Genomic DNA, 13296 nt, shown 5'->3' with positions numbered 1-13296 from the left:
TCGCACACCCGGCCGGACCTTGCCGACAAGGTCCGGCCGGATGTGTGTATGGTCACTTTGCGACGCTAGGTCAACTCGCCTCGAACGTAACCCTTCGACCGATTCGCACACCGGTGAAACCTACTGTGCGACGGCCGTACGCCCTTGACAGAGGGATGTTTCATTGCCGACACATCGTGCCGGGTCCGGCGGATTGTGTTGCTGCGGACGCCCGACACGCCATAGAGTCGCCGACTGTCGGCATGGTGCCACGCTGACCTTGTCTAGAAGTTTCCTGGTCACCAAGGAGGTAAGACGACTTGTGAATGAGTCGACATTTTCTCCCGGTGGTGGTCAACCAGGAAGCCCAGTGCGGGGCCAGGCTCCCGCGGGGTTCGAGGCTGTCGGCTCCGTCGCGGTGCGCACCTTCGCAGCCCACCAGAGTCACCAGCAGACCGGCGTGACCCTGTCAGCACACCAGAGCATGGATGGCCATCACGTGAACGCCATGGCCGGCGACGGAAGTGGCGCGCCCCACAACCACTTCGCCGACTACGACGAACTGCCCGAGGGACACTTCTACGATCCCGACGCGGAATACGAGCCCGACCCCGAGTACGCGGCCACACTCGCGCCCGACGCCGCACGCCAGCGTCGCGAGCGCATCGGCCCGACCGGACGGCCGCTGCCGTACTTCCCTATCCCGGGGCCGCTGACCGACCACGGTCCGGCGAAGATCATCGCGATGTGCAACCAGAAGGGCGGCGTGGGCAAGACGACGTCGACCATCAACCTGGGTGCCGCGCTGGCGGAGTACGGACGTCGGGTCCTGCTCGTGGACTTCGACCCGCAGGGCGCGCTGTCGGTCGGACTCGGCGTCAACCCGATGGAGCTCGACCTCACCGTCTACAACCTGCTCATGGAGCGGGGTATGTCGGCCGACGAGGTCCTGCTGAAGACCGCGGTCCCGAACATGGACCTGCTGCCCAGCAATATCGACTTGTCGGCGGCGGAGGTCCAACTGGTCTCCGAGGTCGCGCGCGAGTCCACGCTCCAGCGCGCCCTGAAGCCGCTCATGGCGGACTACGACTACATCGTGATCGACTGTCAGCCCTCGCTCGGCCTGCTCACCGTGAACGCCCTGACGGCGGCTCACAAGGTGATCGTGCCGCTCGAGTGCGAGTTCTTCGCCCTGCGTGGCGTGGCGCTGCTGACGGAGACCATCGAGAAGGTCCAGGAGCGGCTCAACCCGGAGCTGGAACTCGACGGGATCCTCGCCACGATGTACGACTCGCGCACCGTGCACAGCCGTGAGGTGCTCGCGCGGGTCGTCGAGGCGTTCGACGACCACGTCTACCACACGGTCATCGGGCGCACGGTCCGCTTCCCGGAGACCACGGTCGCCGGTGAGCCGATCACCACGTACGCCTCCAACTCCGTCGGTGCCGCCGCCTATCGCCAGCTCGCCAGGGAGGTGCTCGCCCGGTGTCACGCCGAGTGAGTCTGCCGGGGGCCGACGAACTGTTCCGTACGACAGGGGGGATGGCGCTGCAGGCGTCCACTCCCCGGCGAGGGGCCAACGGCGAGGCCCGGGTGCCCGCTCCCGCGGGGGAGAGCGACGCAGCCGCCGCGGAGGACGTGCCGCAGGCCGTGCCCGCGCAGGGCGGGGACGGTGAGGGCGCGGAGCATGTCGCGGCGGACGCCGACCCGGCCGAGTCCGGGGAGTCCCGGAGCCGGGCCGCGGAGCGCTCCGGGCGGCGGCAGGGCGCGCAGGAAGGTTCTGGCGGTGCCTCGGGCGCCGCGGCACCGCGCAACAAGCGCGGACGGGCCGCCGCGCGGCGGCCCAGCGGCCGTGAGCGGCACGACGAGAAGATCACCGTGTACGTGTCGGCCGAGGAGCTGATGGACCTGGAGCACGCCCGTCTGGTGCTCCGGGGTGAGCACGGGCTCGCGGTCGACCGCGGGCGGATCGTCCGCGAGGCGGTGGCCGTGGTGCTCGCGGATCTGGAGACCCGCGGGGACGCCAGCATCCTCGTACGACGGCTTCGAGGGCGGTAGCGGTAGCCTGCGGGGGCCATGACCTCGAACGACGCTCCCGTCCCGACCGCCGGTGCCCCCGGTGGGCGCCGCCGTGCGCTGGGGAGGGGGCCGGGGGTCGCGGCGCCGCCAGAGCCGGAGCCCGAGGTCGTACAGCCGCAGCCGGAGCCCGCGCCTGTTTCGGGGCCCGCACCCGAGCCCGAGATCGGCCTCCCCGCGCCCGGGCCCGACGCGGTGCCCGGCGGACCCGAGTCCGACGACGGAGTGTTCAAGGTCCGTCTCGCCAACTTCGAGGGCCCCTTCGATCTGCTCCTCCAGCTGATCTCCAAGCACAAGCTGGACGTCACCGAGGTCGCGTTGTCCAAGGTGACCGACGAGTTCATGGCGTACATCCGGGCCATGGGTCCGGACTGGGACCTGGACGAGACGACCGAGTTCCTGGTGGTCGCCGCCACCCTGCTGGACCTCAAGGCGGCCCGGCTGCTGCCCGCCGCCGAGGTCGAGGACGAGGCCGACCTCGCCCTCCTCGAAGCCCGGGACCTGCTCTTCGCGCGGCTGCTGCAGTACCGCGCCTACAAGCAGATCGCCGACATCTTCAACCGCAGGCTCGACGAGGAGGCCCGGCGCTACCCCCGTACCGTCGGACTGGAACCGCACCATGCCGAACTGCTGCCCGAGGTGGTCATCAGCATCGGCCCGGACGGCTTCGCGAAGCTCGCCGTGAAGGCGATGCAGCCCAAGCCCAAGCCGCAGGTGTACGTCGACCACATTCACGCGCCGCTGGTCAGCGTGCAGGAGCAGGCCGGAATCGTGGTGGCGCGGCTGAAGGAGCTCGGCGAGGCCAGCTTCCGCGCGCTCGTCGAGGACACCGACGACACCCTCACCGTCGTGGCGCGCTTCCTGGCGCTGCTGGAGCTGTACCGGGAGAAGGCCGTCGCCCTCGACCAGGAGACCGCCCTCGGGGAGCTGACCGTCCGGTGGACGGGCGGGGAGGGGGAGGCCGGGCCGATGGTGACCGACGAGTTCGACCGGCCGCCCGAGCCCGCCAAGGACGAGGAGAGGACGACGTGAGCGAGGAGACCAGCGGGCTCGGCGCCGTCGCCGACCTCGACCTCAAACCGGCCCTGGAGGCCGTCCTCATGGTCGTGGACGAGCCCGCGACCGAGGAGCACCTCGCCAAGATCCTCCAGCGGCCCAAGCGGAAGATCGCGGACGCCCTGCGCGAGCTGGCCGACGAGTACACCACGCAGGGCCGGGGCTTCGAGCTGCGGCTGATCGCGGGCGGCTGGCGGTTCTACTCCCGGGCCGAGTACGCGCCCGCCGTCGAGGGCTTCGTCCTGGACGGACAGCAGGCCCGGCTGACCCAGGCCGCCCTGGAGACGCTCGCGGTGGTGGCGTACCGGCAGCCGGTCAGCCGCAGCCGGGTCTCGGCGGTGCGCGGAGTGAACTGCGACGGCGTCATGCGCACCCTGCTGCAGCGGGGTCTGGTCGAGGAGGCGGGCGCGGAACCCGAAACAGGTGCGATCCTGTACAGGACGACGAACTACTTCCTGGAGCGGATGGGCCTGCGCGGTCTGGACGAGCTCCCGGAGCTCGCGCCCTTCCTGCCCGAGGCGGAGGCGATCGAGGCCGAGACCCAGGAAGCCGTACCGTCGTTCGATCCGGACGCTCCGGATTCCGAGGACGCAGACGACAAGACGGAACTTTGATGCGAAGCAGCAGCGGCAGGAACAGCAGCGGAAACAACGGCGGGAGCCGTGGTGGCAACAGCGGCGGCCGCGGCGGGAGCAGCGCGGGCCGCGGTAACTACCGCGGCGCCGGAAACAACCGCGACGACAGGCAGGGCGGCCGGCCCAAGAAGCCGCGCCCCGAGGAGCGGCGCTACGACGTGGGCCCCGGCGCCACCCAGGACGGCCCGAAGTCGGGGCGTGGCGCCTCGGCGCGCGGCGGTGCCAAGGGCGGCCCCAGGCAGGGCCAGGGCACCGGGCGCGGCCGTACGGCACCGGCCCAGTCGCGTGAGTACGAGACCCGCGCCGAGGAGCGCAACCGCGAGCGGTACGCGGGCAAGAAGGACATCAAGCTGCCCAAGACCTTCCCCGGCGCCGAGCAGGAGGGCGAGCGGCTGCAGAAGGTCCTCGCGCGCGCGGGCTACGGCTCCCGGCGGGCCTGCGAGGAGCTGATCGAGCAGGCGCGGGTCGAGGTCAACGGCGAGATCGTGCTGGAGCAGGGCAAGCGCGTCGACCCGGAGAAGGACGAGGTCAAGGTCGACGGCCTGACCGTGGCGACGCAGTCGTACCAGTTCTTCTCGCTGAACAAGCCCGCCGGTGTCGTCTCCACCATGGAGGACCCGGAGGGCCGCCAGTGCCTCGGTGACTACGTCACCAACCGGGAGACGCGGCTCTTCCACGTCGGCCGGCTCGACACCGAGACCGAGGGCGTCATCCTGCTCACCAACCACGGTGAGCTGGCGCACCGGCTGACCCACCCCAAGTACGGGGTGAAGAAGACCTACCTCGCGGCCATCGTCGGCCCGATCCCGCGCGACCTGGGCAAGCGCCTGAAGGACGGCATCCAGCTGGAGGACGGCTACGCGCGCGCGGACCACTTCCGGGTGGTCGAGCAGACCGGCAAGAACTACCTCGTCGAGGTCACCCTGCACGAGGGGCGCAAGCACATCGTGCGCCGGATGCTGGCCGAGGCCGGCTTCCCCGTGGAGAAGCTGGTGCGCACCTCCTTCGGCCCGATCACCCTGGGCGACCAGAAGTCGGGCTGGCTGCGGCGGCTGTCCAACACCGAGGTCGGCATGCTGATGAAGGAAGTCGACCTGTAGGCCTCGGCACCGATGCCTTTTCGCCCTCTCGCCGGTCTGTACTGACGACCGGCGAGAGGAAGGGCCATGGTGGCGACGACGGACCGCGACGAGTTCGTACGCCTGACCGATCCGTACCGGCGTGAGCTGCTCGCGCACTGCTACCGGATGCTGGGCTCGGTCGACGAGGCCGAGGACCTGGTGCAGGAGACCTATCTGCGGGCCTGGCGGTCCTACGACGGCTACGAGGGCCGCGCCTCCCTGCGGACCTGGCTGCACAGGATCGCCACCAACACGTGTCTGACGGCGCTGGAGGGCCGCGCGCGCCGTCCGTTGCCCACGGGGCTCGGTGAGCCCTCCCAGACGCCCGAGGAGCCCCTCAGGGCCCCCGCGACGGACGTGCCCTGGCTCCAGCCGCTGCCCGACACGCTCGTCGACCCGGCGTCGGTGGCGGCCGCGCGGGGCAGCCTGCGGCTCGCGCTGGTGGCCGCGCTCCAGCATCTGCCGGCCCGGCAGCGGGCGGTGCTCATCCTGCGGGACGTGCTGTCCTGGCGGGCGCCGGAGGTCGCCGACCTGCTCGGGACGTCCACGGCGGCCGTGAAGAGCAGCCTGCAGCGCGCGCGTGCCCGACTCGACGCGGTGGCGCCCCAGGAGGACCTGGTCACCGAGCCGTCCGGCGCAGCCGACCGTGAGGTGCTCGACCGGTACGTCGCCGCCTTCGAGAACGCCGACATGGAGGCTCTGCTCGTCCTCCTGCGGGACGGCGTGGAGCTGGAGATGCCGCCGTACCTGGAGTGGTTCCGCGGCGCCAAGGAGGTGCACCGCTTCCTGGTGGCGCGCGTGCACGAGACGGGCACCTTGCGGATGCTGCCCACGCGCGCGAACGGGCAGCCGGCGGTCGGGATGTACGTACGCGGGACGGACGGCGTCCTGCGGGCGCACTCCTTGCAGGTGCTCACCGTCGAGGAGGGCGCGGTCGGCCGTATCACCGTCTTCCTGGACACCGACGTGTTCGGCCGGTTCGGGCTGCCCGGGGTGCTCGGATGAACCCCGGTGAGCTGCTGGAGCGTTCGCTCGCCTATGCCCTGGGCAGCGTCGCCGACGTGCGGTCGGACAGCCTCACGCGGGGCACGCCGTGCGCCGAGTGGGACCTGACGCGGCTGCTCGGGCATCTCGACGACTCCATGGACGCGCTGTACGAGGGGTTGAGCGGCGGTCGGATCGGTCTGGTGCCCCGGGAGGACCGCGCGTGCCGGTTCCGTACGCGCGCGTGCGCGGTGCTGGGCGCCTGGGCGGCGGGACCGCCGCAGCGATTGCGGGTCGGCGAACGGGCGCTGGACGCGCGGGTGCTGGCCGCCGTGGGCGCCGTCGAGATCGCCGTGCACGGCTGGGACGTGGCCCAGGCCGGCGGGCGGCCCCGGCCGATCCCGGACGCCCTCGCGGCCGAGCTGCTGCCGGTCGCGCGGTGCGTGGTGGCGGGGGAGGACCGGGGGGTGCGGTTCGCCGCCCCGGTTCCGGTGTCGTCCCGCGCGGGGGCGCAGACCCGGCTGCTCGCCTTCCTGGGGCGGCGCGATTCCTTTCCGGGGTGAGCCCGGTCTGCCTTCCGTGAGTGACCTCAGGACCTCACGGAAGGCACGGCCATGACCGAGACCCTCAAGTCTCCCCTCGGCACCTCGCTCCCGGACCGGGCGTCGCCCCCGCGCGCGTGGACGGTGGTCCTCGCCGGGCTCGGGGCGCTGCTGTGCTCCCTCGACGTGGTGGTCGTGGCCACCGCGCTGCCCGCGCTGCGCGCCGACTTCGGGGCGAGCCTGTCCGAGCTGGAATGGACGATCAACGCCTACAACCTGGCCTTCGCCTGCCTCACCCTGACCGGCGCCGCGCTCGGCGACCGGTTCGGCAGGCGGCGCATGTACCTCGTCGGGCTCGCGGTGTTCACGCTGGCCTCGGCCGCGGCGGCCCTGGCGGGCGGCTCGGGCCAGCTCATCGGGGCCCGTCTGGTGCAGGGCGCCGGGGCAGCCGTACTGCTGCCGCTCACGCTGACCCTCATCAGCGAGGCGTTCCCGGCGGAGAAGCGGGGGGTCGCGATCGGGGTGTGGGGCGGGGTGACCGGGCTCGGGGTGGCCGCGGGGCCGGTGCTGGGCGGGGCCGTGACCGAGGGGCTGTCCTGGCAGTGGATCTTCTGGCTGAACGTCCCGATCGGCCTGGCCATGCTGCCCTTCGCGGCCACGAGGCTCCAGGAGAGCTTCGGAACCCGGCCCCAGCTCGACATCGTCGGCCTGGTCCTGGCGGCCGTCGGTCTCACCGGTCTGGCGTGGGCGCCGGTGCGGGCCCCGGAGGCGGGCTGGGAGAGCGCCGAGGTGCTGACCGCGCTGGCGGTCGGGATCGTCTTCGTGGCCGCCTTCCTGGGCTGGGAGCGGCGGGGCGCGCGGTATCCGATGCTGCCACTCGGCCACTTCCGGCGGCGCGGCTTCTCCACCGCCAACGCGGCGGGGTTCCTGCTCTTCGCCTCGCTGCTCGGCGCGCTGTTCATGATGACGCAGCTGTTCCAGTTCGGGCTCGGCTACTCGCCGTTGGAGGCGGGCGTGCGGATCCTGGTCTGGAACGCGATGCCGCTGCTGGTCGCGCCGGTCGCGGGCGCGCTCGCGGACCGGTACGGCACCCGGCCGTTCATGCTGGGCGGGCTGACCCTCCAGGCGCTCGGCCTCGGCCTGCTGGCCTGGCGGGTCGAGCCCGGTGTCGGCTACGGCAGCCTCGTCGTCCCGCTGATCGTCGCGGGCGTCGGCATCTCCATGGTCTTCCCGAGCGTCGCCAACGCCGTCACCTCCTCGGTCCCGCTCAGCGAGGCGGGCGTCGCGGCCGGCGTCAACAACGCCCTGCGGGAACTCGGCGGGGTCTTCGGCGTCGCGATCGCGGCGGCGGTCTTCACGACCTACGGCGGCTACGGCTCTCCGGCCGAGTTCCTCGACGGGGTCGCGCCGGCCCTGTGGGTGTCGGCGGCGTTCGCGGCGGTGGGGGCCGCGGTGGCGGTGGCGGCGCCCTCGCGCCGGTAGCCGGGGGGTTGTCTGTTCACGTCCCACCTCTTTATAGTCGTTCTGACCATTAAAGGAGGTGGACGTGGAGTACGACAAGCACGCCTACGAACCCTTCGCCGTCACCGCCGACCTCGCCGTCCTCACCCTGCGGGCCGGCGTCCTGCATGTGCTGCTGGTCGAGCGGGGGCAGGAGCCGTACGCCGGACGCTGGGCGCTGCCCGGGGGATTCGTGCAGCCCGACGAGTCGGCGGAGACGGCGGCCCGGCGCGAACTCGCCGAGGAGACCGGCCTGTCGGATGTCTCCGGGCTCCACCTGGAACAGCTGCGGACCTACAGCGAGCCCGACCGCGACCCCCGGATGCGGGTCGTCTCCGTCGCCTTCGCCGCCCTGCTGCCCGACGCGCCCGAGGCGCACGGCGGCAGCGACGCGGCGGACGCGCGCTGGGTGCCGTACGACGAGGCGAAGGCCCTCGCCTTCGACCACGACCGGATCCTCGCCGACGCCCACGAACGCGTCGGCGCCAAGCTGGAGTACACCTGCCTGGCCACGACCTTCTGCCCGGTCGAGTTCACCCTGGGTGAGCTCCAGCAGGTCTACGAGGCCGTCTGGGGCACTGCCCTCGACCGACCGAACTTCCGGCGCAAGGTGCTCGCCACGCCCGGTTTCGTCGAGCCGGTCCCCGGCGCCTCCCGGCTCACCGGTGGCCGCGGCAAACCCGCCGCCCTCTACCGCGCGGGCACCGCCGCCGCCCTTCACCCGCCACTGCTCCGGCCCACCCCGGAAGGACCCTCCGCATGACCGCCCGCCCGACCAAGCGCGCCGCCACCGGATCCCTGCTGGGGCTCGCCCTCGGGGACGCGCTGGGCTATCCGACCGAGTTCGACGACGTGCCCTCGATCCTCGCCAAGTGCGGGCCGTGGCGGGAGATGGAGCTGCCGAAGCGGGCGATCGTCAGCGACGACACGCAGATGACGCTGGCGTTCGGCACGGGGCTGCGGACCGCGATGAACCGGGGGATGCTCGCGCCCAAGCGCCTGGAGCGGCCGGTGCGGGAGGAGTTCGTCAACTGGTACCAGTCACCGGAGAACAACCGGGCGCCGGGCAACACGTGCCTCAGGGCTTGCAGCCTCCTCAAGGACGAGAGCCGTCCCTGGCAGGACGCCAGCCAGATCCACTCCAAGGGCTGCGGCGCCAACATGCGCGTCGCCCCGATCGGCCTCGCCCCCGGACTGGGCGACGAGCAACGCGCGGGCGCCGCCCAGTTGCAGTCCGCGCTGACCCACGGGCATCCCACCGCGCTCGCCGCCTCCGACCTCACCGCGCACGCCGTACGGCTGCTCGCGCAGGGCGCCGAGCCGACCGGACTGGTCGGGCTGCTGCGGTCGTACGCCTACGACAACCGCACCCGCTACCACCACACCTGGCTCGGCGACCTGTGGACCCGCGACCAGGACCCCACCCCGGAGCATTTCATCGCGCGCGGCTGGGACGAGTGCCTCGGGGTGCTGGAGCGGCTCCAGGAGGCCGTGCGGGCGGGCTCGGCCGAGACCGACCCGTGCCTCGCGACCGGCGCCGGGTGGATCGCCGAGGAGGCGCTGGCCACCGGGCTGCTGTGCTTCCTGCTCTTCGTCGACGAGCCGGTGACGGCGATCCGGCGGGCGGCCTGTTCCTCCGGTGACTCGGACTCCATCGCCTGTCTGACGGGCGCCTTCGCGGGGGCCTACCTCGGCGCCGACGCATGGCCCCGCGCGTGGGTCGACCGGATCGAGTACCGGGGCGAGCTGCTCACCCTCGGCGCGCTCTGGGACGCTTAGCGGATGATCGACGCCCTGGACATCGACCTCGCGCCCGTCGTCGCCGAACAGCCCGACCCGGTGCTCTTCGCGACCGTCTCCGGCGCGCACCTGTACGGCTTCCCGTCCCGTGACTCGGACGTGGACCTGCGCGGTGTGCACCTGCTGTCGGCCGCCGAGCTGGTCGGGCTGCGCGAGCCGAACGAGACCCGGTCCAGGATGTGGGACCGCGACGGCGTGGAAATGGACCTGGTCACCCATGACCTGCGCAAGTTCGTCCGGCTGATGCTCCGGCGCAACGGCTACGTCCTGGAGCAGCTGCTCTCCCCGCTCGTCGTGCACACCACCGACGCGCACTCCCAACTGGCCGCGCTCGCCCCCGGCGTCGTGACCAGCCACCACGCCCACCACTACCGGGGTTTCGCCACCACCCAGTGGCGGCTGTTCACCAAGACGGACGAGCTCAAGCCGCTGCTCTACACGTTCCGAGTCCTGCTCACCGGAATCCATCTGATGCGCAGCGGCGAGGTGCAAGCCCATCTGCCCACGCTGCTCGGCGAGGTGAGCGAGGCGCCGGGGTATCTGCCGGAGCTGATCGAGGCCAAGGCGGAGCGGGAGCACGGGGCGGCCGAGGTCGAGTACGCGCGCGTGGAGGCCGACGTGGAACGGCTGCACGGGCTGCTGGACGAGGCCCAGGCGGCCTCAGTCCTGCCCGACGCGCCGACCGTGTACGACGCCCTGCACGACCTCGTCGTCCGGGTGCGGCTTCAGGGCTGAGGCCCGGCGGACGCGGACGAGGAAGTCCTCCACGCGCCGCCGGTCCGGCTCGGCCGGGAGGGGGCTGGTGGGGACGGCCCGCTCGGCCTCCTCGGCGAGCCGGGTCATCCACGCCTCGACCTCCGGCCACGAGCGCTCGCCGCGCTTGACCGCGAGGAGCGGTTCGCGCTGATCACCGACGCCGATGGTGAGCTCGCCGGTGCGCAGCAGGTCGCGGGCGCTCATCAGCAGACGCAGCAGATGCATCGCGTGCTTCCAGCGCGGGGCGCCGTGGTTGCGGACGTCGGCCTCGAGCTTCTTGCGCTGGCCGAGGGCGTACCGCGCGAACGTGGTGTGGGCCTGCCGGGACAGGAACGCCCCGCGCAGGGCGAGCAGCTCCCGGCCCGTGTCGTCGAGGTACTCCACGAGCGGGGAGTGCAGGCACTCCAGGATGTTGGGGTTCGCGCGCAGCGCCAGTTCGCAGAAGCGCTCCAGCTCCCAGCCGAACTGCTCCTCGGCCGGGCCCTCGACATGCGTCGGCGGCTTCTCGAAGCGCCAGAACAGGGGAGTGGGGGCGAGGAACACGCCCCGGCGGTCGGTGTCGCTGCCGTCCGTCGCCAGACCGAAGGCACGCGACCCCATCACGCAGGCGTAGATCGTGTGGTCGCGTACCAGGGTCTCGGGGAGCATGACCTGGAGCGTACGGGGTGCCTCACGCCAGCCGGATCGAATTTCCCTCCACCGTGATCTTCTCCTCGGGCAGCGGCCGGGTAGCCGGCGGGTTCTCCACCGCGCCGTCCGTGATGCTGAACCTGCTGCCGTGGCAGGTGCAGTTGATGGTGCCGCCCTCGACGTTGGCGACGATGCACTGCTGGTGGGTGCAGATGGCCGAGAAGGCCTTGAACCGGCCCTCCTCCGGCTGTGTCACCACGACCTTCTCGTCCTTGAAGATCGTGCCGCCGCCGACCGGGATGTCGTTGGTCGTGGTCAGCTCCTGGCCGCCGGCCTCGGGCGCGTCGGTGGCCTCACCGGTCCCGGAGGTCTCCGTGGTCTCGGCGGTCTGCTCGGTCGAGGCGTCGTCGCCGGAATCGCCGCAGCCCGCGAGAAGCGCCGCCGCGCCGCCGGCGCCCGTGGCGAGAAGGATCGTGCGCCGCTTCGGACGGAAGGTCATGTCGTCACTCCGAGGATGGGGAGGAACCTGCGGGCGAAGGAGCTGCCGGACCAGCATCTTGGCACCGAAAGCACCGAAGAAGAAACATCCCGGGAGGGAATGCCGCAAATCGCCCCCATCTCAGCGGGCGGGCGTCGGATACCGGTCCGGCGGGCGCTGACTAGGCTGGACGCGCACACGATCCGTACAGCAGCAAGGGAGCCAAGCCGTGGCGGTACGAGCGGTCCGGGGCGCCGTCCAACTCGACGTGGACGAGGCCGGCCACATGGACGAGCAGGTCGGGGCCCTGCTCACCGCCGTCCTCGAGCGCAACGGCCTGACCACCGACGACCTGATCAGCATCTGGTTCACGGCCACGCCCGATCTGCACAGCGACTTCCCCGCGGCCGCCGCGCGCAAGCTCGGCATCGTCGACGTGCCCCTGATCTGCGCGCAGGAACTGGACATCGAGGGCGCCATGCCCCGGGTGGTGCGCGTCCTCGCGCACATCGAGTCCGACCTGCCCCGCTCGGAGGTCGCCCATGTCTACCTCGGAGCCGCGGCCGCCCTGCGCAAGGACATCGCCCAGTGAGAACCGCACTCGTCATCGGTACCGGCCTCATCGGCACGTCCGCCGCGCTCGCCCTGGTCTCGCGCGGTGTGATCGTCCACCTCGCGGACCACGATCCGGAGCAGGCCCGTACGGCCGCCGCGCTCGGCGCGGGCACGGACGAGGCGCCAGAGGGCCCGGTGGACCTCGCGATCGTCGCCGCGCCGCCCGCGCACGTGGCCGGGGTGCTCGCCGACGCCATGCGGAGCGGTGCGGCGCGCGGCTACCTGGACGTGGCGAGCGTCAAGGGCGGCCCCCGGCGTGAGCTGCAGGCGCTGGGGCTCGATCTGTCGGCGTACCTCGGCACGCACCCCATGTCGGGCCGGGAGAAGTCCGGGCCGCTCGCGGCGAGCGCGGATCTGTTCGAGGGGCGGCCGTGGGTGCTGACGCCCACCCGGGACACCGACACGGAGGTGCTGAACCTCGCGCTGGAGCTGGTCTCGCACTGCCGGGCGGTGCCGGTGGTCATGGACGCGGACGCCCACGACCGGGCCGTGGCCCTGGTCTCGCACATGCCGCATCTGGTCTCCAGCATGGTCGCCGCGCGCCTGGAGAACGCCGAGGAGGCGGCCGTACGGCTGTGCGGGCAGGGAATCCGGGATGTGACGCGGATCGCCGCCTCCGATCCCCGGATGTGGATCGACATCCTCTCCGCCAACCCCGGGCCGGTCGCCGATCTCCTCGCGGACGTTTCCGCGGACCTGGACGAGACGGTCCAGGCGCTGCGGGCGCTGCAGTCCTCGGACGAGGCGAAGCGCCGGGAGGGCACGGCCGGCATCGAGGACGTGCTGCGGCGTGGCAACGCCGGTCAGGTCCGGGTGCCCGGCAAGCACGGCTCCGCGCCGCGGGCCTACGAGGTCGTGGCGGTCCTGATCGACGACCAGCCCGGACAGCTGGCCCGTATCTTCGCCGACGCGGGCCGGGCGGGGGTCAACATCGAGGACGTCCGCATCGAGCACGCGACGGGGCAGCAGGCGGGCCTGGTGCAGCTCATGGTCGAGCCGAACGCGGTTCCGGTGCTGACGGCGGCGCTGCGGGAGCGGGGCTGGGCGATCCGCCAGTGATGTGCGCGTCCGGACGAGTGACGCGTACCCAGTAACCTTGTGCGGGGCGCGTTCGTGCCCCGCAC

General features: G+C 72.1%; 15 protein-coding genes. 13 read left to right on the top strand and 2 right to left on the bottom strand.

The genetic code is table 11. The features are described from left to right. The first annotated feature begins 301 nt into the window (after positions 1–301). From ACWDRW_RS24380 to ACWDRW_RS24330, 11 genes are all read left to right on the top strand, one after another. Positions 302–1480, top strand: coding sequence for a ParA family protein (locus ACWDRW_RS24380; RefSeq protein WP_451726148.1), 1179 nt, complete (start codon positions 302–304; stop codon positions 1478–1480). Beyond that, complete coding sequence (locus ACWDRW_RS24375; RefSeq protein ID WP_451726147.1) at positions 1465–2037, top strand: hypothetical protein; 573 nt, start codon at positions 1465–1467, stop codon at positions 2035–2037. Before ACWDRW_RS24380 ends, ACWDRW_RS24375 begins: the two co-directional genes overlap by 16 nt. Before the next feature lie 18 nt (positions 2038–2055). Then, a complete protein-coding gene (locus ACWDRW_RS24370) occupies positions 2056–3087 on the top strand; it encodes a segregation/condensation protein A (RefSeq protein WP_451726146.1) in 1032 nt (343 codons plus the stop codon). 68 nt (positions 3088–3155) lie between these two features. Next, positions 3156–3725, top strand: coding sequence for an SMC-Scp complex subunit ScpB (gene scpB, locus ACWDRW_RS24365; RefSeq protein WP_451726178.1), 570 nt, complete (start codon positions 3156–3158; stop codon positions 3723–3725). Then, the gene (locus ACWDRW_RS24360) at positions 3725–4846 is read left to right on the top strand and encodes a pseudouridine synthase (RefSeq protein WP_451726145.1); all 1122 of its coding nucleotides are present in this window, start codon (positions 3725–3727) and stop codon (positions 4844–4846) included. The genes scpB and ACWDRW_RS24360 overlap by 1 nt, the downstream gene beginning before the upstream one ends. Before the next feature lie 66 nt (positions 4847–4912). Further along, on the top strand, positions 4913–5872 hold the full coding sequence (locus ACWDRW_RS24355) for a sigma-70 family RNA polymerase sigma factor (protein WP_451726144.1): 960 nt from the start codon (positions 4913–4915) through the stop codon (positions 5870–5872). Next, a complete protein-coding gene (locus ACWDRW_RS24350; protein ID WP_451726143.1) occupies positions 5869–6414 on the top strand; it encodes a TIGR03086 family metal-binding protein in 546 nt (181 codons plus the stop codon). Before ACWDRW_RS24355 ends, ACWDRW_RS24350 begins: the two co-directional genes overlap by 4 nt. 51 nt (positions 6415–6465) lie before the next feature. Beyond that, positions 6466–7875 (top strand): MFS transporter, encoded by a 1410-nt coding sequence (locus ACWDRW_RS24345; protein WP_451726142.1) that lies wholly within the window; start codon positions 6466–6468, stop codon positions 7873–7875. A 64-nt stretch (positions 7876–7939) separates the two neighbouring features. Further along, the gene (locus ACWDRW_RS24340) at positions 7940–8656 is read left to right on the top strand and encodes an NUDIX hydrolase (protein ID WP_451726141.1); all 717 of its coding nucleotides are present in this window, start codon (positions 7940–7942) and stop codon (positions 8654–8656) included. Further along, positions 8653–9672 (top strand): ADP-ribosylglycohydrolase family protein, encoded by a 1020-nt coding sequence (locus ACWDRW_RS24335; RefSeq protein ID WP_451726140.1) that lies wholly within the window; start codon positions 8653–8655, stop codon positions 9670–9672. The genes ACWDRW_RS24340 and ACWDRW_RS24335 overlap by 4 nt, the downstream gene beginning before the upstream one ends. A 3-nt stretch (positions 9673–9675) precedes the next feature. After that, positions 9676–10428, top strand: a complete 753-nt coding sequence (locus ACWDRW_RS24330; protein ID WP_451726139.1) for a nucleotidyltransferase domain-containing protein — start codon at positions 9676–9678, stop codon at positions 10426–10428. Here ACWDRW_RS24330 and ACWDRW_RS24325 read toward each other — a convergent pair. Both ACWDRW_RS24325 and ACWDRW_RS24320 read right to left on the bottom strand, forming a co-directional pair. Then, on the bottom strand, positions 10354–11097 hold the full coding sequence (locus tag ACWDRW_RS24325; protein ID WP_451726138.1) for a nucleotidyltransferase domain-containing protein: 744 nt from the start codon (positions 11095–11097) through the stop codon (positions 10354–10356). The two genes, ACWDRW_RS24330 and ACWDRW_RS24325, sit on opposite strands and share 75 nt — an antisense overlap. 22 nt (positions 11098–11119) lie before the next feature. Next, a complete protein-coding gene (locus ACWDRW_RS24320; protein WP_451726137.1) occupies positions 11120–11578 on the bottom strand; it encodes a Rieske (2Fe-2S) protein in 459 nt (152 codons plus the stop codon). A gap of 208 nt (positions 11579–11786) precedes the next feature. Between ACWDRW_RS24320 and aroH the strand changes: the two genes are divergently transcribed. Beyond that, positions 11787–12149 (top strand): chorismate mutase, encoded by a 363-nt coding sequence (gene aroH, locus ACWDRW_RS24315; RefSeq protein WP_451726136.1) that lies wholly within the window; start codon positions 11787–11789, stop codon positions 12147–12149. Next, positions 12146–13231: a prephenate dehydrogenase gene (locus ACWDRW_RS24310; RefSeq protein ID WP_451726135.1), complete on the top strand. Its 1086-nt coding sequence runs from the start codon at positions 12146–12148 to the stop codon at positions 13229–13231. Before aroH ends, ACWDRW_RS24310 begins: the two co-directional genes overlap by 4 nt. The last annotated feature ends 65 nt before the right edge of the window (positions 13232–13296 follow it).

This window comes from Streptomyces sp. NPDC003635 (assembly GCF_053587635.1).
The sequence above is the reverse complement of the archived record's forward strand: the minus strand, read 5'-3'. Positions and strand labels throughout refer to the sequence as shown.